This is a genomic window from Agrobacterium pusense (genome assembly GCF_013285525.1).
Lineage (GTDB): Bacteria > Pseudomonadota > Alphaproteobacteria > Rhizobiales > Rhizobiaceae > Agrobacterium > Agrobacterium pusense.
Map to the genome: position 1 here is coordinate 225,751 of NZ_CP053856.1, position 20,398 is coordinate 246,148.

17 protein-coding genes are annotated in these 20,398 nt (G+C 59.5%); 10 read left to right on the top strand and 7 right to left on the bottom strand.

Annotated features, from left to right (window positions below; all coding sequences use genetic code 11):
- Nucleotides 1-13: 13 nt before the first annotated feature.
- On the bottom strand, nucleotides 14-1,039 hold the full coding sequence (locus HQN82_RS01110) for a LacI family DNA-binding transcriptional regulator (RefSeq protein ID WP_112555820.1): 1,026 nt from the start codon (nucleotides 1,037-1,039) through the stop codon (nucleotides 14-16).
- 274 nt (nucleotides 1,040-1,313) lie between these two features.
- Between HQN82_RS01110 and HQN82_RS01115 the strand changes: the two genes are divergently transcribed.
- The 6 genes from HQN82_RS01115 to HQN82_RS01140 all read left to right on the top strand — a co-directional run bounded on the left by HQN82_RS01115 (nucleotide 1,314) and on the right by HQN82_RS01140 (nucleotide 8,352).
- On the top strand, nucleotides 1,314-2,675 hold the full coding sequence (locus tag HQN82_RS01115) for an ABC transporter substrate-binding protein (protein ID WP_142181874.1): 1,362 nt from the start codon (nucleotides 1,314-1,316) through the stop codon (nucleotides 2,673-2,675).
- 105 nt (nucleotides 2,676-2,780) lie between these two features.
- Nucleotides 2,781-3,794, top strand: coding sequence for a carbohydrate ABC transporter permease (locus HQN82_RS01120; RefSeq protein ID WP_004440046.1), 1,014 nt, complete (start codon nucleotides 2,781-2,783; stop codon nucleotides 3,792-3,794).
- Between the two features lies 1 nt (nucleotide 3,795).
- Nucleotides 3,796-4,956 (top strand): carbohydrate ABC transporter permease, encoded by a 1,161-nt coding sequence (locus HQN82_RS01125; RefSeq protein ID WP_173614453.1) that lies wholly within the window; start codon nucleotides 3,796-3,798, stop codon nucleotides 4,954-4,956.
- Nucleotides 4,957-4,993: 37 nt separating this feature from the next.
- On the top strand, nucleotides 4,994-6,649 hold the full coding sequence (gene bglA, locus HQN82_RS01130; RefSeq protein WP_173614982.1) for a beta-galactosidase BglA: 1,656 nt from the start codon (nucleotides 4,994-4,996) through the stop codon (nucleotides 6,647-6,649).
- Nucleotides 6,650-6,669: 20 nt separating this feature from the next.
- The gene (locus HQN82_RS01135) at nucleotides 6,670-7,758 is read left to right on the top strand and encodes an ABC transporter ATP-binding protein (RefSeq protein ID WP_004440053.1); all 1,089 of its coding nucleotides are present in this window, start codon (nucleotides 6,670-6,672) and stop codon (nucleotides 7,756-7,758) included.
- Between the two features lie 237 nt (nucleotides 7,759-7,995).
- The gene (locus HQN82_RS01140; RefSeq protein WP_034496014.1) at nucleotides 7,996-8,352 is read left to right on the top strand and encodes a hypothetical protein; all 357 of its coding nucleotides are present in this window, start codon (nucleotides 7,996-7,998) and stop codon (nucleotides 8,350-8,352) included.
- A 20-nt stretch (nucleotides 8,353-8,372) separates the two neighbouring features.
- Here the strand turns inward: HQN82_RS01140 and HQN82_RS01145 are convergent, their stop codons facing one another.
- From HQN82_RS01145 to HQN82_RS01170, 6 genes are all read right to left on the bottom strand, one after another.
- The gene (locus tag HQN82_RS01145) at nucleotides 8,373-9,737 is read right to left on the bottom strand and encodes a metallophosphoesterase (protein ID WP_107340483.1); all 1,365 of its coding nucleotides are present in this window, start codon (nucleotides 9,735-9,737) and stop codon (nucleotides 8,373-8,375) included.
- Between the two features lie 218 nt (nucleotides 9,738-9,955).
- The gene (gene edd, locus HQN82_RS01150; protein WP_004440058.1) at nucleotides 9,956-11,776 is read right to left on the bottom strand and encodes a phosphogluconate dehydratase; all 1,821 of its coding nucleotides are present in this window, start codon (nucleotides 11,774-11,776) and stop codon (nucleotides 9,956-9,958) included.
- 124 nt (nucleotides 11,777-11,900) lie between these two features.
- Nucleotides 11,901-12,599, bottom strand: a complete 699-nt coding sequence (gene pgl / locus HQN82_RS01155) for a 6-phosphogluconolactonase (RefSeq protein ID WP_006698174.1) — start codon at nucleotides 12,597-12,599, stop codon at nucleotides 11,901-11,903.
- A gap of 10 nt (nucleotides 12,600-12,609) precedes the next feature.
- Entirely contained in the window at nucleotides 12,610-14,085 is a 1,476-nt protein-coding gene (gene zwf, locus HQN82_RS01160) for a glucose-6-phosphate dehydrogenase (protein ID WP_004440062.1), read from the bottom strand.
- Nucleotides 14,086-14,221: 136 nt separating this feature from the next.
- A complete protein-coding gene (locus tag HQN82_RS01165) occupies nucleotides 14,222-15,508 on the bottom strand; it encodes an NAD(P)/FAD-dependent oxidoreductase (RefSeq protein WP_173614454.1) in 1,287 nt (428 codons plus the stop codon).
- Between the two features lie 12 nt (nucleotides 15,509-15,520).
- The gene (locus tag HQN82_RS01170) at nucleotides 15,521-16,960 is read right to left on the bottom strand and encodes a glutamine synthetase family protein (protein ID WP_022555640.1); all 1,440 of its coding nucleotides are present in this window, start codon (nucleotides 16,958-16,960) and stop codon (nucleotides 15,521-15,523) included.
- A gap of 123 nt (nucleotides 16,961-17,083) precedes the next feature.
- Here HQN82_RS01170 and HQN82_RS01175 point away from each other — a divergent pair, with 123 nt between their 5' ends.
- The 4 genes from HQN82_RS01175 (at nucleotide 17,084) to HQN82_RS01185 (ending at nucleotide 20,355) form a co-directional block, all read left to right on the top strand.
- Nucleotides 17,084-18,268: a BaiN/RdsA family NAD(P)/FAD-dependent oxidoreductase gene (locus HQN82_RS01175; RefSeq protein ID WP_173614455.1), complete on the top strand. Its 1,185-nt coding sequence runs from the start codon at nucleotides 17,084-17,086 to the stop codon at nucleotides 18,266-18,268.
- Nucleotides 18,269-18,626: 358 nt separating this feature from the next.
- The gene (locus HQN82_RS25630; RefSeq protein ID WP_262621252.1) at nucleotides 18,627-18,761 is read left to right on the top strand and encodes a hypothetical protein; all 135 of its coding nucleotides are present in this window, start codon (nucleotides 18,627-18,629) and stop codon (nucleotides 18,759-18,761) included.
- A gap of 255 nt (nucleotides 18,762-19,016) precedes the next feature.
- Entirely contained in the window at nucleotides 19,017-19,889 is an 873-nt protein-coding gene (locus tag HQN82_RS01180; protein WP_173614456.1) for a LysR family transcriptional regulator, read from the top strand.
- A gap of 142 nt (nucleotides 19,890-20,031) precedes the next feature.
- Nucleotides 20,032-20,355, top strand: a complete 324-nt coding sequence (locus HQN82_RS01185; RefSeq protein ID WP_006698168.1) for a hypothetical protein — start codon at nucleotides 20,032-20,034, stop codon at nucleotides 20,353-20,355.
- Nucleotides 20,356-20,398: the final 43 nt, after the last annotated feature.

Here is a 20,398-nt window from a genome sequence, read left to right on the forward strand (position 1 = left end):
TGAAACCGGCCGGCTACGCTTTCGGAGCCGGCCCCGTCGAGGCACGCACCACCAGTTCCGCCTTCCAGAGTTCCTGATAGGGCTCCGTCTGGTCGTTCTTGATGTGATTGATCAGGCGCTGGCCCACGCGGACGCCTGCCGCTCTCAGCGACGAGCGCGTGGTGGTGAGCGGCACGGAAAAATTATCGGGTTTCAAAAGCGGCAGCACATCGTCATGGGCGATGAGGGAAATATCCTTGCCGGGTTTCAGGCCTCGCTGGTTGAGCGAGCGGATCGCGCCAAGTGCGAGCGCGGTACTGGCACAGAGAATGGCGGTCGGTTTCTCCGGGCGTGAAAGCAGGGCCTCCATGCCGAGATAACCTTCCTCGTCGGTCATGCTGCCGTGTCTCTTATTGCTTGCATGCAAGGCCAGGCCGTTTGCCGCCAGCGCCTTTTCCACCCCAAGGCAGCGCCGATAGGTGAAATCATAGCCTTCCGGACCGTTCAGCAGCCCGATGCGCGTATGGCCAAGCTGAAGCAGAAGCTGGGTCGCATCACGGAAGGCGCCTTCATTGTCCACGTCGAGGTAGGGATAATCCTCCTCCACGCCGATGGAGCGGCCATGCACGAGGAAGGGCAGGGAAAGCGACTGCATCATGGCGATGCGCGGATCGTTATTCTTCATATAAGCGAGATAGATGCCGTCGACGCTGCCGCTAGCGGCGAGCCCACGAAGGGCTTCGCGTTCCTTTTCCGGCTCGGTGGGCATGATGACGAGATGAAAGCCGCTGCGCGAGGCTTCCTCACCAAGACCGCTCAGGAATTCGCCGAAATGCACATCCGAACGGTGATGTTCGCCAATCGGCATCACGAGCCCAATGGAGCCGACCTTGCCGGTTGCCAGCCGCTGTGCCGCGGCATTGGGGCGATATCCCGTCTTCTCCGCGGCTTCCATGACGCGGCGGCGCGTTTCCGCGCTGACCTCGGGATAGCCGTTGAGCGCCCTGCTGATGGTCGTCTGCGAAATGCCCAGCAGTTGCGACAGCTGTTTCAGGTTCATGTCTGTCATTCCTCCATGCGCGCGCCCGGAAAAGGCCAAAAGCCACTCCTCATTTTACCAAAGCGCTTTAGATTTTTAACAGCCCCATCCGCTTTTCTCAATCGAAAATGATAGCCGCCTTCCTAAATCAATATGACTATTTCGAAGGTTAGGCAGCGTTTCCGAATAAAGAGCCTCTTGACTCCATCTTGATGACAATGAGATGAATAGGCAGCCAAAGCGCTTTGATTGGAGAGGACGCTTTGAGCCTTTTATGTGATGGGAGGTAAATCACATGCGGAAGACCCTTTTGGCGACGGCTGCTTCAATCGTGCTGCTGTCGGGTTCGGCCTTTGCCGCCGATCTGAAATTCGCGCCGGGCCAGGACGCCAAGTTCAACTGGAAAAGCTACGAAGACTTCAAGGCGGCCCATGCTGACCTTAAAGGCCAGACGCTGACGATTTTCGGCCCGTGGCGTGGTGAGGACGAGGCTTTGTTCCAGTCCGTTCTCGCCTATTTTGCTGACGCGACAGGCGTGAATGTCCGTTATTCCTCGTCGGAAAACTACGAGCAGCAGATCGTCATCGACACACAGGCCGGCTCGCCGCCCAATATTGCCATTTTGCCGCAGCCTGGCCTTCTCGCCGATCTCGCCGCCAAGGGTTTTCTTGTGCCGCTCGGCGACGACACGGCCAAATGGGTCGAGGAAAATTACGGCGCGGGTAAATCCTGGGTCGATCTCGGCAGTTATAAGGGCAAGGACGGCAACAAGGCCTATTTCGCTTTCCCCTTCAAGGCCGACGTGAAGTCGCTCGTCTGGTATGTGCCCGAGAATTTCGAGGAAGCGGGATATAAAGTTCCCGAGAGCATGGAAGACCTGCTCAAGCTCACCGATCAGATCGTCGCTGATGGCGGCACGCCCTGGTGCATTGGTCTCGGCTCCGGTGGTGCGACCGGGTGGCCGGCAACCGACTGGGTGGAAGACCTGATGCTGCGCACGCAGCCGCTGGATGTCTACCAGAAGTGGACGACCAACGAGGTGAAATTCACCGATCCGGCCGTGGTTGCCGCGATCAACGAATTCGGCAAATTCGCCAAGAACGAAAAATATGTGAGTGGCGGCGTTGCGGCCGTAGCCTCCACCGACTTCCGCGACAGCCCCAAGGGCCTCTTCGACATTCCGCCGAAGTGCTACCTGCACCATCAGGCATCGTTCATTCCCTCCTTCTTCCCTGAGGGCACCAAGGTCGGAACGGATGCGGACTTCTTCTACATGCCGACCTATGCCTCAAAGCCTGACCTCGGCAAGCCGGTTCTCGGTGCCGGCACGCTCGTCACCATCACAAAGGAAGCGCCGGCTGCCAAGGCATTCGTCCAATTCCTGCAGACGCCGATCGCCCACGAAGTGTGGATGGCGCAGTCCAGCTTCCTGACGCCGTACAAGGGTGTGAATGTCGAAACCTATGCCAATGAGCAGATGAAGCGTCAGGGCGAAATCCTGACCACGGCGACGACCTTCGGTTTTGACGGTTCCGACCTGATGCCCGGCAAGATCGGCGCCGGCGCTTTCTGGACGGGCATGATCGATTTCGTCGGCGGCAAGTCCGCCGATCAGGTCGCCGCCGATATCCAGAAGGCCTGGGACGGCCTGAAGTAACACGTATTAAGACGAGGCCTGGCGGCTCGCTGCCGGGCCTCTTCCGCAGGAACGGCCCGACAGCTGCATAAATCAACGCGGCGCGGAGAGGATCAGGGAGGGAACATGGCTCAACAACTGGTGTCCGCCATCGGCGTTATGGTAGCGGGCGTTTTTGCCTGTGCTGCCTATTACTGGCTATCCGATAAGGCGTTGCAGGCAATCTTTCCCGTCCGCTCGGGAGACGTCATTCACGCATCCCGCAACTTAAACCGCCGCGCCGCCGTCCGGCCGTGGCTGTTCGTCGGCCCTGCGCTGATCCTGTTGCTTGTCTATCTGGTTTATCCCGTCATCGCGACGCTGATCCTCTCCTTTTACGACCGGACGGGCAGTGAATTCGTCGGTCTCGCCAATTATCGCTGGGCGTTTTTCGACGCCGGTTTCCGCCAGTCGATCTTTAACAACATTCTCTGGCTCGCCGTCGTGCCGGCCGCCTGCACCTTCTTTGGCCTTGTTATCGCGGTCATGACGGACCGCATCTGGTGGGGCAACATCGCCAAATCCATCGTCTTCATGCCGATGGCGATCTCCTTCGTCGGCGCTTCCGTCATCTGGAAGTTCATCTATGAATACCGCGCCGAAGGTCAGGTGCAGATCGGCCTGCTGAACGCCATCGTCGAGTTTTTCGGTGGTAATCCGCAGGTCTGGATTTCCATGCCCTTCTGGAACAACTTCTTCCTGATGGTCATCCTCATCTGGATTCAGACCGGTTTCGCCATGGTCATCCTCTCTGCGGCTTTGCGCGGTATTCCGGAAGAGACCATCGAGGCAGCTGTCATCGATGGCGCCAATGGCTGGCAGATCTTCTGGAAGATCATGGTTCCGCAAATCTGGGGCACTATCGCCGTCGTCTGGACGACGATCACCATTCTCGTGCTGAAGGTCTTCGATATCGTGCTGACCATGACCAACGGGCAATGGAACACCATGGTTCTCGCCAATCTCATGTTCGACTGGATGTTCCGCGGCGGCGGTGATAGCGGCCGAAGCGCTGTTATCGCGCTCATCATCATGGCGGCCGTCACCCCGATCATGGTCTGGAACATCCGCCAGGCAAACCGCGAGATGGAGGGCCGCTGAGATGGATATTGTCAAACGCCTCCGCCGCGTCGGCCTGCCGCGGCTCATCGTTCACGCCAGCGTTCTGATCGTCGTGCTGCTCTGGCTCTTGCCAACGCTCGGCATTCTCGTGAGTTCGCTGCGCGACAAGGATCAGATCACGGTGTCGGGCTGGTGGACCGCATTTTCGAGCTCCGAACAAACCCAAGCCGTTCGTCTGTCCGATGCCTCGGCTCAGAAGCAGGATGGCAGCCGCTACGTCATATCAGGCAATGTCTTCGAAAACGGCCAGGGCGGAAAGGTTGCGGCCTTCGGCGTGCGCGTGCAGGAGCCGACAGCTTTCAAGGCAGGTGAAGCCGCTGACATCGGCGATGGCGAGACGCTGCTTATCAATGAAGACGGCACTTACGAATATAGCAAAGCCGCAAGCTTCGAGGGTTCGCGCGGCAAGCGCGTCTACATCTCAGTCGCAACGCCGCCCGTCTTCACCCTCGACAACTACCGTACGGTTCTAACATCGGAAGGCATCGGCCAGTCCTTCGTCAACTCGCTGACGGTCGCCGTACCTGCAACCGTCATCCCTATACTCATCGCCGCCTTTGCCGCCTATGCCCTGTCATGGATGAACTTTTCCGGCCGCAATCTGCTGATCGCCATGGTGGTGGGCCTGATCGTCGTGCCGTTGCAGATGTCGCTGATCCCGCTTCTGAGACTGTATAATGAAATTGGCACCATCTTCGGCGTGCCGTCCAAGACCTATGCAGGCATCTGGCTGGCGCACACCGCCTTCGGCCTGCCGCTCGCCATCTATCTGCTGCGCAACTATATTTCCGGCCTGCCGAAAGAGATCATCGAAAGCGCCCGTGTCGATGGCGCAAGCGATTTCGAAATCTTCGTCAAGATCATCCTGCCGCTCTCCTTCCCCGCGCTCGCCTCCTTCGCCATCTTCCAGTTCCTGTGGACCTGGAACGACCTGCTCGTCGCCATGGTGTTCCTCGGCACGCAGAAGGACGAGCTTGTGCTGACGGGCGCGCTTAACGCGCTGCTCGGTTCGCGCGGCGGCAACTGGGAAATTCTCACTGCCTCGGCCTTCGTCACCATCGTCGTGCCGCTCGGCGTCTTCTTCGCTCTTCAACGTTATCTCGTGCGTGGCCTGCTGGCAGGCTCCGTCAAGGGAGGCTGATCATTCCATGAACGCCCATACCACACAGGACACTTCCATGACCGCTTCGGTGACTTCCGCTTTGACGCCCAACAAGGACTGGTGGCGCGGCGCTGTTATCTATCAGATCTATCCGCGCTCCTATCAGGACTCCAATGGCGACGGCATCGGCGATCTCAAGGGTATCACCGATCGCCTCCATCACATCGCAGGCCTCGGTGCCGATGCGATCTGGATTTCGCCCTTCTTCACCTCGCCGATGAAGGATTTCGGTTACGACGTCTCGAATTATGTGGATGTCGACCCGATGTTCGGCACGCTCGCCGATTTCGACGGGCTGATCGCCGAAGCCCACCGTCTCGGCATCCGCGTCATGATCGATCTCGTTCTGTCGCACACCTCGGACCAGCATCCCTGGTTCGTGGAAAGCCGCGCCAGCCGCAACAACCCGAAAGCGGATTGGTATGTCTGGTCGGACAGCAAGCCGGATGGCACGCCGCCCAACAACTGGCTGTCGATTTTCGGCGGCTCGGGCTGGCAGTGGGATCCGACCCGCATGCAATATTACATGCACAACTTTCTGACCTCGCAGCCGGACCTCAACCTGCATAATCCGGAAGTGCAAGAAGAGCTGCTGAATATCACACGCTTCTGGCTGAAGCGCGGCGTCGATGGTTTCCGCCTCGACACCATCAACTTCTATTTCCACGACCTTGAGCTGCGCGATAATCCGGCGCTGGCGCCGGAGCGCCGCAATGCCTCCACCGCGCCTGCGGTCAATCCCTATAATTTCCAGGAGCATCTCTACGACAAGAACCGCCCGGAAAACATCGCCTTCCTGAAGCGCTTCCGCGCCGTACTGGACGAATTCCCTGATATCGCCGCCGTCGGCGAAGTGGGCGACAGCCAGCGTGGCCTCGAGATCGTCGGCGAATACACCTCCGGCGATGACAAGATGCAGATGTGCTACGCCTTTGAATTCCTCGCGCCCGATGCGCTGACCCCGCAGCGTGTTGCCGATGTACAGGCGGATTTTGCCAGAGCTGCACCGGAAGGCTGGGCCTGTTGGGCTTTCTCCAACCATGATGTCGTGCGCCATGTCAGCCGCTGGGGCGAGGATGTCGAGGACAAGGATGCTTTCGCGAAGGTACTGTCGGCGCTGCTGATGACCCAGCGCGGTTCCGTCTGCATCTATGAGGGCGAAGAACTCGGCCTCACCGAAGCCGATATCGCTTTCGAAGATTTGCAGGACCCTTACGGCATTCAGTTCTGGCCTGAATTCAAGGGCCGCGACGGTTGCCGTACGCCGATGGTATGGGACGCCGGCCATGCGCAGGCCGGGTTCTCGACGGCCGACAAGACGTGGCTGCCGATTCCGACCGAGCACAAGCAGCGCGCCGTGAGCGCCCAGCAGGGCAATGAGGCTTCGGTGCTGGAGCATTACCGCCGCTTCCTCGCGTTCCGCAGGCAGCATCCGGCTTTCTCAAAGGGCGGCATCGAATTTCAGCCCGTGCAGGGAGAGGTGTTGAGCTATACCCGCAAGCTGGGCAACGAAACCGTTCTTTGCGTCTTTAACTTGTCAGCGACGCCGGCAGAGGCCACGCTGCCGGAAGGGAACTGGGAGGTTCTTGAAGGCCATGGCTTTGCAAGCGGACTGAAGGGCAGAAGCGTCGAACTTCCGGCATGGGGCGCTTTCTTCGCCCGTTACGCCTGACAGATGAGGGAGGAACACCCATGACAAGTCTCGTTCTCAAGGATATCCGTAAATCATACGGGCAGGTGAAGGTGCTGCACGGCATCGATCTCGATATCGAACAGGGCGAATTCATCGTTTTTGTTGGCCCCTCCGGCTGCGGAAAATCGACCCTGCTGCGCATGATCGCCGGGCTGGAGGAAATTACCGGCGGCGAGATGTATATTGACGGCCAGCTTGTCAACGAAATCCCGCCTTCGCGTCGGGGCATCGCCATGGTGTTCCAGTCCTATGCCCTTTATCCGCACATGACTGTCTACGACAACATGGCCTTCGGCATGAAGATCGCCAGGGAAAGCAAGCAGGAGATCGACCGCCGCGTTCGCGCCGCCGCCGAAATCCTGCAGCTCACGCAATATCTGGAGCGATTGCCAAAGGCGCTGTCCGGCGGCCAGCGTCAGCGTGTCGCCATCGGTCGCGCGATCTGCCGCAACCCCAAGGTCTTCCTGTTCGATGAGCCGCTCTCGAACCTCGATGCGGCTCTGCGTGTTGCCACGCGCATTGAAATCGCCAAGCTCAACGAGCAGATGGCCGATACAACGATGATCTACGTTACCCACGACCAGGTGGAGGCGATGACGCTCGCTGACCGCATCGTCGTTTTGAACGCGGGGCGGGTGGAGCAGGTCGGCGCGCCGCTTGAGCTTTATGAGAGGCCGGCCAATCTTTTCGTGGCGCGTTTCATCGGCTCGCCCGCCATGAATATTATCGGTGCGAAAGTGACCGGCACGGGTGAACGGACCTCCATCGAACTTGCCGGCGGCAAGACATTGGTCGTCGATGTTCCCACATCCGCATCTGAGCAGGGGAAGGCCGCAAGCTTTGGCGTTCGGCCGGAAGACCTGAGCATCGCGACGGGCGACGACTATCTATTCGAGGGAAAAGTCGCGATCGTGGAGGCCCTGGGTGAGGTGACCCTGCTTTATCTCGAAGCGCCCAAGGGCCAGGAGCCGATCATCGTAAAGGTGCCGGGCATTGTTTCCGTGGGTAAGGGTGAAACCCTGCGCTTTGCCGCCCTGCAGGAGAAGCTTCATCTTTTCGATGCGGAAGGCAAAGCCTACCGCAAGTAAACAGTGGCGATACTGAAACAAGCCCCGGAACTGTCTGTTCCGGGGCTTTTTACTGCTTATCAGCCGTGTGGAAAAACGTCGGAAATGTCCCGCTTCCGTCCTGTTTAAGCTGACGCTGATATGAATTGTTAAAGACTATGGCCTAGTCTCGTCCTATTGGTAAGCATTGGGAGTTCGGGCGTGCAGAGCGGTGCGGGTGTCATCAGAAATCATTATCTGAGCAAGGAAGAGTCCTTCATGTATGACCGCGAAAGCCGGTTCCGCATGGAAGACACCATGAACGCGGCGCGCATCGAATATACCGAAAAAGCCGTGATGCACATGGCGGCACGCCGCTGCGACGTCATTCGCATCTCCCAGACAGAGGCCGTGCTGGCGCTACTGACCAAATACAACCTGCCGAACCAGTTCTATCTCGATATCCCCGATGCCCGCATCACCAAGATCGGCTGCGTGATGTTGCGCGTCAACGCCAACAACACCATCCATGTCCGCTTCCTGCGTATGCTGACACAGAAGGAGCTGGATCGAATTTTCGTGTTCAGCACGCACCCGGCCCACAAGGACCGCAAGCTGGATATCCGGTCGTTCTAAGACCCTGACGATTTGCGGCTTTAGGAAAGCCCGCCCAGAACCGTCTGCTTCAGCTTCACATCCGGCACTTCGATGAAGGCGAGATCGCTGCGGCCGAAATAGGATTTCTGGTTGGTGGCGGACCAGTCGTTGCAGACCAGTTTGTAACGGCCTTTCTTCTCCGGCTTTTCCGGCATGGCGTAGAGATAGTCGCCCGTGCGTGCGGCGAGCGGAATGTTGCTGTCCTGATTGCATCGCTTGAGGATTTGGACGAGCGTTTCGCTGTCCACTTCGGTCACCATCAGCTTGCCGTCGAAGCGCAGCGAGGCGTTGAAATCATAACGGCGAATATCGCCTGCAGGCAGGCCTGCGCCGAAAGAGGTGTGGCCGATGAAACCGACATCGGCGCCGGTCTTCGCGGCGATCAGATGCGCCACATGGCGCCCTGCTTCGTCGACGGTCATCGCCTTGGCGGCCTTGCCGACAACTTCCCGTTCTTCTGCGGTCAGGTGCTTTTCAAGCGTCTGCTCGATGAGAGTCTTGAGAGCCGGCGAGGCGGGAGCATCACGATCGATGGTGACCGTCTCAATGGCGGCGGCCTTGCCGGGACCGGTAATTGTCGCGACCGTCATGGAGGTGCACCAGGAGCCGGTGTGGACATAGCGCGTCGCGCCCTCTTCGTGCACGAAATTCAGGTGATCATGGCCGCCCACCAGCAGCGTGCCGTCAGGCAGCACCGGCAGAATATCGCGGTCGGCGACAACGCCGGCGTGGCTCAGAACAATATTGATCGCATCCGCTTTGACGATTTCGGGCAGATTGGCCTTCGCCCATTCCACCGGCTGAGGAATGTCCAGCATCTCGCGCGTCGCCTTCGGATAGGTATTGATCGCATTGGTCGCGAGGCCCGCGACGATGACCGCCCGTTCGCCGGCCTTCACCGCGGCACTGGACGGCGCATAGGGGTTGCCGCTTCGCTTGTCGATGATGTTGGAAAGCACGGTGATGCCGAGGGCTTGAGCACGGCTGACGAAATTGGCGAGGTCATTGTCGATATCGGGCTCATGATTGCCGATATTGATGACCGTGGGGGCAAGCTTGGCGAGCGCCGCAAGGAAGGTCCATTCGATTTCGCCGGCCGAACGTGTGGCCACGGCGTTGCCGAGTTCGAAAAGGTCGCCATTTAGCAGGATGATGTGGGGCGCCTTGTCGGCCGCGATACGCGTTTCGATGGCCGCGAGAAGCTGGCCGATACGCTCATAGGCCGAATGCAGATCGGAGATGACGATGGCACGCAGGGCTACATCCTGCGCCGTTGCCGGCATGGCCGCTACCGTCAGCGGCAGCATGGCGGTGCCCGCCATAAGCTTCAGCACATCGCGGCGGTTGCTTGAAAAAATCGTCATGTCATGTCCCATTATCCGAAACTGCGCCGTCATCCCACGGCTGGTCGGGAACGCCTTAAGAGGCGATCATCACAGCCGCATGACAAGTTTGGCGTTTAAGGCATGGGAAATAAAGCTGTTTCTGCGTCCGCCCGTCCCGGGCGTGAAAGTGCGGTGTGACGATGCCGCAGAGCGGGGTTTAAAGGCGAAAGCCGCATCCAGCCTTCGCCTTTTGGAAATCAATGAAACAGGACGCTGGCACCTTGATCGGCAGGACCGGCATTACGGCGGAAGGGGGCGAAAAGTTCGCGGCCCATGCCCCATTCATTGCCGGAGAGATCAGCGCGCGCCGGTTCGCGTTTTGACAGTTCGGCGGCGGACACCAGCACTTCGAGCGATCCGGAAACGGCGTCGAGACGGATGATATCGCCATCGCGGATGAGCGAGATCGGCCCGCAATCGGAAGCCTCAGGCGTAACATGGATCGCGGCCGGTACCTTGCCGGATGCGCCGGACATGCGCCCGTCCGTCACAAGCGCCACCTTGAAGCCGCGGTCCTGCAGCACGCCGAGCGGCGGCGTCAGGCGGTGCAGCTCAGGCATGCCATTCGCCTTCGGCCCCTGGAAGCGGACGACCGCAATGAAGTCGCGGTTAAGCTTGCCTTCCTTGAAGGCGTCCTGAAGCTCCTGCTGGTCGTGGAAAACAATCGCGGGCGCTTCGATGATATGGCGCTCCGGCTTGACGGCGGAAATCTTGATGACGGATTTGCCGAGATTACCGGTCAGCATCTTGAGACCGCCGGTGGGCTGGAACGGTGTTTCAATGCTGGAAAGCACCTTCGGATCGTGGCTCTGCTCGGGGGAGGGCTGGCGGGTGACCGCGCCCTTCTCGTCCAGTAGTGCATCCACGGTGTAGGCGGCCAGACCCTGTCCGAAGACGGTGCGCACATCGTCATGCACGAAGCCTTGTTTCAGGAGCTGCTTGATGAGGAAGCCCATGCCGCCTGCAGCGTGGAAATGGTTCACATCGGCCAGCCCGTTGGGATAAACGCGGGCCAGCAGCGGCACGATGTCAGAGAGATCAGAAATATCCTGCCATGTGAGGATGATGCCTGCGGCGCGCGCCATGGCGATCAGATGCATGGTGTGATTGGTGGAACCACCGGTCGCATGCAGACCCACGACGCCGTTGACGATGGATCGTTCGTCGATCATCTCGCCGGCGGGGGTGAATTCGTTGCCCTGCGCGGTGATGGCGAGCGCTCTCTTGGTAGCCTCGCGGGTCAGCGCGTCACGCAATGGCGTGCCGGGATTGATGAAGGAGGAACCAGGCATATGAAAGCCCATGATCTCCATCAGCATCTGGTTGGAATTGGCGGTGCCGTAGAAGGTGCAGGTTCCGGGACCGTGGTAAGATTTGGATTCCGCTTCCAGCAGCTCGGCGCGACCGACCTTGCCTTCGGCGTAAAGCTGGCGAATACGCGACTTCTCGTCATTCGGCAGGCCTGATGTCATCGGACCGGCAGGAATGAAGACCGCGGGCAGGTGACCGAAGGCGAGTGCGGCGATGACGAGGCCGGGCACGATCTTGTCGCAGACGCCAAGATAGAGGGCGGCATCGAACATGTTGTGCGAGAGGCCGATCCCCGCAGCCATGGCGATGGCATCGCGGGAAAACAGCGAAAGCTCCATGCCGGGCTGCCCTTGGGTGACGCCGTCACACATCGCAGGTACGGCGCCGGCAACCTGAGCGATACCGCCCGCTTCCTTGGCTGCATCGCGGATGATGGCCGGGAAGGTCTCATAGGGCTGGTGCGCCGACAGCATGTCGTTATAGGCGGTGATGATGCCGAGATTGGGAACCCGGTCGCCGGCAAGGATGTCCTTGTCGGCGGGGGAACAGACCGCAAACCCGTGTGCAAGATTGCCGCAGGACAGGACGGAGCGGTGAACGCCTTTTGAGACCTGCAGCCGCAGCCGCTCGAGATAGGTCTCGCGATAGGGCTTGGAACGTTCGACGATGCGGGCGGTGATGGCCTGAATGCGGGAATCGGCGGACATGGGCGTTCATCCTGTTCGTTGGGCGACAACCGGCGTTCCGGGAGGCGAATGCCGGTTGTCGTGTTTCAGTCTTCATGTCTTCGGGGCGCTTGTCGCGGGCCGCAGGAGCGGCCGTCGCGTCGGCTTATGGCGCCCAGTAAATATCCACTGGCGTTTCTGCCCGGTTCAGCACGGCACGGACGGGCATTTCTTCCTCATCCTCGCCCGACTGCGCCTTCTCCAGCGTCGCCTTCTTCGCGGCGCCTTCGATATGCAGCACCAGGAAACCGGCATCGTGCAGGCTGGAGAAGTTGAAGGTCAACCGCTCCTCGCCGGCATTCTCGGCCGCCATGGTCAAAACGCCGCGCGGCTCATCGAGATCAAGCGCTTCGTAGAGATTGTCTCCACCGGGAAAGAACGAGGCCGTGTGGCCATCCGTTCCCATACCGAGAATGACAACATCGAAGGGATCGCAGATCGCTTCGGTCTTGACGGTCGCAAGCGTTGCCGCATCCTCCGGCGAGGCCGCCGGCTGGAACAGCGGCACGAAATAAGCCGCCTTCGCCTTGTTTTGCAGAAGATTCTCGGCGACGAGACGATGATTGGAGCGATCGCTTTCCGGCGGCACAAAACGCTCGTCCACCAGCGTCACGCTGATATTGGGCCAATCGAGATCGTGCTGGGAAAGCGCCTGAAAGAACAGCTTCGGTGTAGAGCCGCCAGAGACCGCAATGCTTGCGGTCCCCCGTTCCTTGGTTGCCGCGTCGAGCCGCTGGGCGACATCAGCCGCAAGCGTATTGGCAAGATCGGAGGCGCTATCGAAGGCGTGGATTGTTTCGCTCATCCGCGCGCCCTCAGTCGGCATCGTGCCAGGTACGACCGTCACGCTCGATCAGTGCGATCGAGCCGCTCGGTCCCCAGGTTCCTGCCGTGTAACCCTGCACGCCCTGACCAAGCTCTTCCCAGCTCTTGAGAATTGGGTCAATCCAGTCCCATGCGGCCTCGACCTCGTCGCGGCGCATGAACAGCGTCTGGTTGGACCGGATGGTATCCATCAGCAGGCGCTCATAGGCGTCGGGGCTGCGCACGTTGAAGGCTTCGGCAAAGCTCATGTCCAGCGACACCTGGCGCAGGCGCATGCCGCCCGGGCCTGGGTCCTTGATGAGGAGCGACTGCTTGACGCCTTCATCCGGCTGCAGGCGAATGACCAGCTTGTTGGCCTCGATCTTGCCTGCCGCGTCGTCGAAGATCGAATGCGGGATCTGCTTGAAGGTGACGACGATTTCCGAAACGCGGGTCGCGAGGCGTTTACCGGTGCGGATGTAGAAGGGAACGCCCGCCCAGCGCCAGTTTGCAATTTCAGCCTTGATGGCGACGAAGGTTTCGGTGTTGGAAACGCCGCCTTCCAGCTCTTCCAGATAGCCCTTGACCGGGCCACCTGCGGAAGCGCCGGCGCGGTACTGGCCCCGAACCGTCAGCTTTTCGACGTTGCTGGTGTCGATCGGCTTCAGCGAACGCAGAACCTTCAACTTTTCGTCGCGCACGGCTTCGGCGTTCATGGAAGCCGGCGGCTCCATGGCGACGAGGCAGAGCAGCTGGAGAATATGGTTCTGCACCATGTCGCGCAACGCGCCGGCCTTGTCGTAATAACCGGCGCGACCTTCGAGACCGACTGCCTCGGCAACCGTGATCTGCACGTGGTCGATATGCGCGGAATTCCACAGCGGCTCGTAAAGCGCGTTGGCGAAACGCAGCGCCATCAGGTTCTGCACCGTCTCCTTGCCGAGATAGTGGTCGATGCGGAAGATCTGCTCTTCCTTGAAGACATGGCCGATGGTGTCGTTGAGTTCCTGCGCCGAGGCGAGGTCGCGGCCGATCGGCTTTTCAACGACGATGCGGGTCGAGCGGGTGATGAGCTTGTGTTCGCGGATCTTGTCGGCGATATCGCCGAAAATTCCGGGCGCGACAGCGAGATAGAAAGCGCGCACGCGCTCTTTACCTTCGTCCAGCAGCTTCTTCAGCACGTCCCAGCCATTGTTGCCCTTGGCGTCAACGGGCACGTAGAAAAGCCTGTTCAGGAACACGGCAACCTGCGCGTCGTCATACTCGCCGGCCTTCAGATGCTCCTTCAGGGCGTCCTGTGCGAATTTGCGATATTCCTCATGGGTCATGACCGAACGCGACGCACCGATGATGCGGGTCGGCTCCGTGAACTGCCCTTCGATCTGCCGGTGATAAAGGGCCGGCAGAAGCTTGCGCTCGGCAAGATCGCCCGTGCCGCCGAAAACGACACAATCAAAAGGTTCAACAGGAATGATCTGACTGCTCATATCGATTCTCTCGATCTTCAAGGGTTGGGGCATCAATAATCTAATCGATTTAAAAATGCCAGACTCAGTTATGTGAAATTATGAATTTTGCTTTTGCCGGTGTGCTTGCCGCCGGTAATGGACTGTAAACATTGGACTAAAACCTGTCTCGCAATGCAAACCACGAAAGCGCCAGGAAAAGCAGCGGCGCGCGCAGTGACGTTCCGCCCGGAAAGGCCGGCACTTTAAGCCGCGCGAATGGCGCCAGCATGTCCTTTTTGCCGAGCACCAGATCGGCATAAAGCTTGCCGCAATAATTCGACAGCATCACGCCGTGGCCTGAATATCCACCGATGGAGGTGACACCTGGCATGACCTCACGCACGAAGACCTTGCGCGGTAGAGTGATGCCGACGGAGCCGCCCCAGGAATGGGTGATGTCGATGTCCTTCAGCTCGGGATAGATTTCCGCGATCTGCCGGCGGATGTGGCTGGAAATATCCCGCGGCGTATCTGCCGTGTAAGCTTCGCGGCCGCCGAACAACAGCCGGTTATCGGCCGTCTTGCGGAAGTAACGCACCACAAACCGTGAATCCGCCACGGCCTCCCGGTCTGGAATGATGCCGGGGAAGGCATCCAGCGGTGCGGTTGCGCCGATGAAGGAGCGGATCGGCATGATATGGGCTGCCGTTATCGGTTCCAGATTGCCGATATAGGCATTGGTCGCAATCAACACCCGTGGCGCAGTGATGGTGCCGAAAGGGGTGTCGATGATGGTCTTGCCGCCCACTTGCCGGATGGATTTCGCAGGCGTCATCTCGTAAATCTGAGCACCCGCATCTTTCGCGGCTTTCGCAAGCCCGACCAGCAGCTTAAGCGGGTGTATATGGCCGGTGCCGGTGTCGCGGGTGCCGCCGAAATAATGAGTGGAGCCGACGCGTTTGCGCGCTTCGCCACGCTCCATGTAGGAAATATGCGGATAGCCGTAGCGGTTGTTCATCGCATCGACGCTGCGGCGATAGTCGTCCTCGTAACCTGCCTTGTGCGCCACATAGAGTTGGCCCGGCAGATAATCCATGTCGATGCCGCGGCTGCTTGCGAAATCGCGCACATAATTTTTGGCGTTTTCGGCGATGTCGAACAGCAGCTTCGATTGCTCGAAGCCAATCTCTTCCTCAAGCTCATCGGGGAAAGAGCGCTGGCCGGTGCCGAACTGGCCGCCATTTCGGCCGGAAGCACCATCGCCAAAACGATGCGCTTCGATGAGGGCGACCGAGACGCCGTTTTCAGCGAGATTACAGGCGGCCTGAAGACCCGTGTAACCACCGCCGATGATCGCGACATCCACCTGCTTCGACCCATCGAGCGCGGGATAGTCCGGCCGCTCACCGATGGTTGCCTGATACCAGGATAGTCCCGGCGCAATCGGGCTTTGCCATGTCATGCTCGGGATTCCTTACACGTTGAGAAGCAGGAACTCGCGCTCCCAGGGGCTGATGACCTGCATGAAGGTCTCGAATTCCCCCCGCTTCAGACCGGCATAAAGGCCGACAAATTCGTGACCGAAGATCCGGTCGAACTGTGCCTCGCCCTCCAGCAAGGCGACCGCTTCAAGCAGGCCACGCGGCAGGTCGATCGAGCCTTCATTGGCAGTATCGGCGGTGGGTTCGGTCGGCTCGATGCTGTTGACGATGCCGAGCCAGCCGCAGCCGAGCGAGGCCGCGAGCGCCAGATAGGGGTTGGCGTCCGAGCTGGGCAGGCGGTTTTCGACGCGCCGCGCCTGCGGGCCGGAAATCGGCACGCGGAAGGCCGTCGTGCGGTTGTCGTAACCCCAGGCATTGTTCACCGGGCAGGCCATGTCAGGCGTCAGGCGGCGGTAGGAATTCACATAGGGCGCCAGCATGACCAGCGCATTCGGAACGTAACGCTGCATGCCGCCGACAAAGGAGAAGAATTCTTTCGAAGGGCTGCCGTCTTCATTGGAGAAGATGTTGCGGCCGCTATCGATTTCTACCACCGACTGGTGGATGTGCATGGCCGAACCCGGCTGGCCCTGCATGGGCTTGGCCATGAAGGTGGCATAGATGCCGTGCTTCAGCGCGGCTTCGCGAATGGTGCGCTTGAACAGGAACACCTGGTCGGCAAGCTCGATCGGATCGCCATGGCGCAGGTTGATTTCCAGCTGTGCCGGCCCTTCCTCATGGATGAGCGTATCGATCTCCAGACCCTGCTTTTCGGAGAAGTGATAGATATCGTCGATCAGTTCGTCGAACTCGTTGATGCCGGCGATGGAATAGCTTTGACCGCCAACGATGGAGCGTCCCGACCGACCCTTTGGCGGATGCAGCGGATAGTCCGGATCGTCATTCATGGCGACGAGGTAGAATTCGATTTCCGGTGCCACCACCGGCTTCCAGCCCTTTTCGGTATAGAGCGAAAGCACGTTCTTCAAAACGTTGCGCGGCGTGTAGGGCACGAAATTGCCTTCCGCATCCACCACGTCACAGATCACCTGCGCGGTCGGGTCGGTTTCCCAGGGCACGACGGAGAGGGTGGAAAGATCAGGCACCAGCTTCAGATCGCTGTCGCGCGGCTCGTAGCGGAAATTGGCGGTCTCATCGGGATATTCGCCCGATATCGTGTGGCGATAGAGCGCCGAGGGTAGAGCAAGCGAGGTATCGCCCGTGAATTTCGCCGTCGGCATCATTTTGCCGCGGGGGACGCCGGCAAGGTCGGGCGTGATGCATTCTATGTCTTCTATCCCACGCGCCCTCAGCCATTGCGCGGCTTCGCGCCAGGAGGAAACGCCACGGGTGGAGGAAAGGTCGAGGGGAGGGGTCTTCTTTGCCATGGTTGCCTGTTTTTTCGGGCGGAGCATGGTTTTCTTGGCGGGCATGTATCACCGGGTCTGTGTTTCGACTGTCGCCATCATAACCGTAGTTTGGCAATTGGCGAGGGGGAAAGCGCCATTGACAAGCGGCGGCACTTGGAAAAGAGGAAAGGAAACGAAACGGATGGAATGATGGCAGATAAATGTGACGTGCTGATTTTGGGGGCGGGCGCCGCCGGCATGATGTGCGCCATCCGCGCCGGCCAGCGCGGCCGCTCCGTCGTCGTTCTCGACCATGCGAAAGCGCCGGGCGAAAAGATCCGCATCTCCGGCGGCGGCCGCTGTAACTTTACCAATATCCACGCCGGGCCGAGGAATTATCTCTCTGCCAACCCGCATTTCGCCAAATCCGCGCTTGCCCGATATACGCCGCGCGATTTCATCGCCCTTGTCGAAAAACACCGTATCTCCTGGCACGAAAAGACGCTCGGCCAGCTTTTCTGTGATGACAGCGCCAAGGATATCATCCGCATGCTGCTGGCTGAAATGCAGGCGGTGAATGCGAAGCTTCGGCTCGAAACGTCAGTCTCCGCCGTGACCCATGACGGCGGCCGTTTTCGGGTGTCGACCTCGGGTGGCGTCATCGAGGCGGAGAGCCTCGTCGTCGCGACAGGCGGCAAGTCTATCCCGAAGATGGGCGCGACCGGTTTTGCCTACCAGATCGCCGAAGAGTTCGGCCTCAAGCTCATTGAAACCCGCCCCGGCCTCGTTCCGCTGACGCTTGATCCCGGTCTTCTGGAAAAGCTGAGCCCGCTTGCCGGTGTCGCTGTTCCAGCTGAGGTTTCCCATGGCAAAACCTCGTTTGAGGAAGCGCTATTGTTCACCCATCGCGGTTTGAGCGGTCCTTCCATACTGCAAATCTCCTCATACTGGCGCGAGGGCAATCCCATCCGCCTGAAGCTTGAGCCGCATCGCGATTTGGCCGCGGTGTTGAAGCAGGCCAAACAGAAAAGCGGCCGTCAGTCCGCCCAGACCGCCCTGTCGGAGATCCTTCCGAAGCGGCTCGCCCAGCATGTCGTCGAACAATCCGGCCTCACCGGCCATCTTGCCGATATGTCCGACAAGGCTCTGGCGAAGCTGGCGGCAGAGGTGCAGGACTGGCAGATCAAGCCCGCCGGTTCGGAAGGTTATCGCACCGCGGAGGTCACGCTCGGCGGCGTGGACACCACCGGCCTCGATTCCCGCAGCATGGCGGCGAAATCCGTCCCCGGCCTCTATTTCATCGGCGAATGTGTCGATGTGACCGGCTGGCTCGGCGGTTATAATTTCCAGTGGGCCTGGGCGTCCGGGCAGGCGGCCGGCGAATTCGCGTGATCGTCTCTGGCCGTGGAAAAGATCGGACCTCTCTCCTTCGTCATGCCGGACTTGATCCGGCATCCAGCCATGTCGCTTTTGCGCCATGAAGAGTCTTTCGCGATTAAGGACTTGATCGCGCTCGACCCCGGAACTAGTCCGGGGTGACGGAGCTGATGAGACCTGTTCGCCAACCCAGTTTCAGTTGGTAAAGTTGTGGCCCTTCCTCGCGTTTTTAATAATCTGTTAACGGGGGAGGAGTCATCCTGACCAAATGCCAGCAAGGCCGGATCGCTCAATGATCCCGCTGCACATGATGTCACGCTGGAAGCCCTTAACAGGGCATGGGTCGGTTGAGTTTTTCGTCTGGAGCCCGCGCATGAACAGATCTGCACATCGCCGCCCTCGCGCCATTGCCATCGCCCGCACTGACAACGAGAGCCGGCAGTTGGCCTTTCGGCTGAGCCTCATCGCAGCCGGTGCTCTCGCAGCCCTTATCGCCCTCTTCCATTGATCGACGGCTTCTCGCCTTCACAAAGTTGATAAGCGCGCTGAAAAACCGTGACATCCGTGATGCCTCGGCCATATCCCTGTAAAACTTTTCTTCCTGCAGAATCGCTTCACGGCGTGTGCGCGGTCGCTGATTTTCGATAATGGCCCGTGCTGCAAAAATCGCGTGCATGTTCGCTCTCCTTCTTACTGCAGAGGGCCATGATGCACGCCGTTTTTTGATTTATCTGCGCAAGAAAATGCGCTACGTTTTTCAATTATGAAAAACGTCACCTGGGATTCCTACCAGCTTTTCCTCGATGTGTCACGCAGCGGTGGCCTGACGGGTGCCGCCGCGCTGACGGGCTTAAGCCCCGCGACCATAGGGCGGCGCATGGTCGAGCTGGAGGAGCGGATCGGCAAGGCGCTGTTCCACCGCAGCCAGACGGGATACGCCCTCACAGTGGACGGCCGTGCGTTGTTCGACAGACTTCAGGCCATGGAGAATGCGGCCAGGGATATCGAGGGGTGGCAGAAGGCGTCATCGGCCTCGTCCATCGTGCGGATTGCCGTGGGCACCTGGAATGCCTGGCTCTTGACCAGCAACTTCTCCGCCATCTGCACGGATCGCGATGATTTCCGCATCGACCTTTTTATCGCCGAGCAGAGGGCGTCTCTGGCGCATCGCGAAAATGATATCGGTATCCGCGCTTTCGAGCCGCAGGAGCGCAATCTCGCCGCCATCAAGACGGGGGAGGTTGCCTACGCTCCCTACAGGCTGCGCAATGCCGCCGCCACTGTCGCTGACCGCTGGCTGTCGGTAGCCGAGGAAAACGCCATTTCAACCTATCTTCGCTGGCCGCATGAAAACCGGAGCAACGAGATCGTCGTAACGGTGAACCGGCCAACGGCGCTTCTCGATCTTGTCCTGTCAGGGGCGGGGATCGCGGTGCTTCCCTGTTTCGTGGGCGATGCGGATGCGCGCCTCGTCCGGGAGGGCGGCGAAATCGAACCGCTGCGCCACAATCAATGGATCGTCATGAATAATGACGATCGCCACCGACTCGATATCAGGACGGTGGCGGATCGGATGACCCGTCTGATCAAGAGCCATTCCGATCTCTACGCCGGACGCAAGGGCCGCCCGGCATAGATGAAATCACGTTCAGTTGTATAAATAAATTTTAATAATTTATAGTTGCGTGCGCATCAAAATATCCATAGGTTGCTTTTTGTAAGTTTAACCCTTTCAGGTTGAGGCCGCCATGATAGTTTCAGCATCATACGTAAATGCGATGTCCGCAGCAGGAACGCCGGAAGAAGCAGCAAAGCTCTTTTATGCAGCAGTCAGTAAGGGGCTCGCGGCAGTTGTTGCCGATGCTCTTTCGCAATCCGTCACGGCAATTGCGCCGGCAGCCTCAGGCACCAAGATCGCAGGCTGGGAAAAGCTCGTGGGAGGCGTGGCGATGCATCTGGCGTGGGAATCGCCGGCCGTTCTGAACCCGATTCCCCTGACGCAACTTGCCTGCTTCGCCCCCTATGCGCCCCAACTCCAGGGTAACGTGGAGGCGATGGGCGTCAATGTAAGCATCGGCGTTTCCGTGTCGGCGAGCTTCTGAGGCGGCCACTTCTGACGTTTGCACTGAAGGCCGGAACATCGAT

Excerpts from the sequence above, each read along its gene's own strand:
- HQN82_RS01110 (WP_112555820.1), bottom strand. The coding sequence starts at position 1,039 with ATGAACCTGAAACAGCTGTCGCAACTGCTGGGCATTTCGCAGACGACC.
- HQN82_RS01115 (WP_142181874.1), top strand. The coding sequence starts at position 1,314 with ATGCGGAAGACCCTTTTGGCGACGGCTGCTTCAATCGTGCTGCTGTCG.
- HQN82_RS01120 (WP_004440046.1), top strand. The coding sequence starts at position 2,781 with ATGGCTCAACAACTGGTGTCCGCCATCGGCGTTATGGTAGCGGGCGTT.
- HQN82_RS01125 (WP_173614453.1), top strand. The coding sequence starts at position 3,796 with ATGGATATTGTCAAACGCCTCCGCCGCGTCGGCCTGCCGCGGCTCATC.
- bglA (WP_173614982.1), top strand. The coding sequence starts at position 4,994 with ATGACCGCTTCGGTGACTTCCGCTTTGACGCCCAACAAGGACTGGTGG.
- HQN82_RS01135 (WP_004440053.1), top strand. The coding sequence starts at position 6,670 with ATGACAAGTCTCGTTCTCAAGGATATCCGTAAATCATACGGGCAGGTG.
- HQN82_RS01140 (WP_034496014.1), top strand. The coding sequence starts at position 7,996 with ATGTATGACCGCGAAAGCCGGTTCCGCATGGAAGACACCATGAACGCG.
- HQN82_RS01145 (WP_107340483.1), bottom strand. The coding sequence starts at position 9,737 with ATGACGATTTTTTCAAGCAACCGCCGCGATGTGCTGAAGCTTATGGCG.
- edd (WP_004440058.1), bottom strand. The coding sequence starts at position 11,776 with ATGTCCGCCGATTCCCGCATTCAGGCCATCACCGCCCGCATCGTCGAA.
- pgl (WP_006698174.1), bottom strand. The coding sequence starts at position 12,599 with ATGAGCGAAACAATCCACGCCTTCGATAGCGCCTCCGATCTTGCCAAT.
- zwf (WP_004440062.1), bottom strand. The coding sequence starts at position 14,085 with ATGAGCAGTCAGATCATTCCTGTTGAACCTTTTGATTGTGTCGTTTTC.
- HQN82_RS01165 (WP_173614454.1), bottom strand. The coding sequence starts at position 15,508 with ATGACATGGCAAAGCCCGATTGCGCCGGGACTATCCTGGTATCAGGCA.
- HQN82_RS01170 (WP_022555640.1), bottom strand. The coding sequence starts at position 16,960 with ATGCCCGCCAAGAAAACCATGCTCCGCCCGAAAAAACAGGCAACCATG.
- HQN82_RS01175 (WP_173614455.1), top strand. The coding sequence starts at position 17,084 with ATGATGGCAGATAAATGTGACGTGCTGATTTTGGGGGCGGGCGCCGCC.
- HQN82_RS25630 (WP_262621252.1), top strand. The coding sequence starts at position 18,627 with ATGAACAGATCTGCACATCGCCGCCCTCGCGCCATTGCCATCGCCCGC.
- HQN82_RS01180 (WP_173614456.1), top strand. The coding sequence starts at position 19,017 with ATGAAAAACGTCACCTGGGATTCCTACCAGCTTTTCCTCGATGTGTCA.
- HQN82_RS01185 (WP_006698168.1), top strand. The coding sequence starts at position 20,032 with ATGTCCGCAGCAGGAACGCCGGAAGAAGCAGCAAAGCTCTTTTATGCA.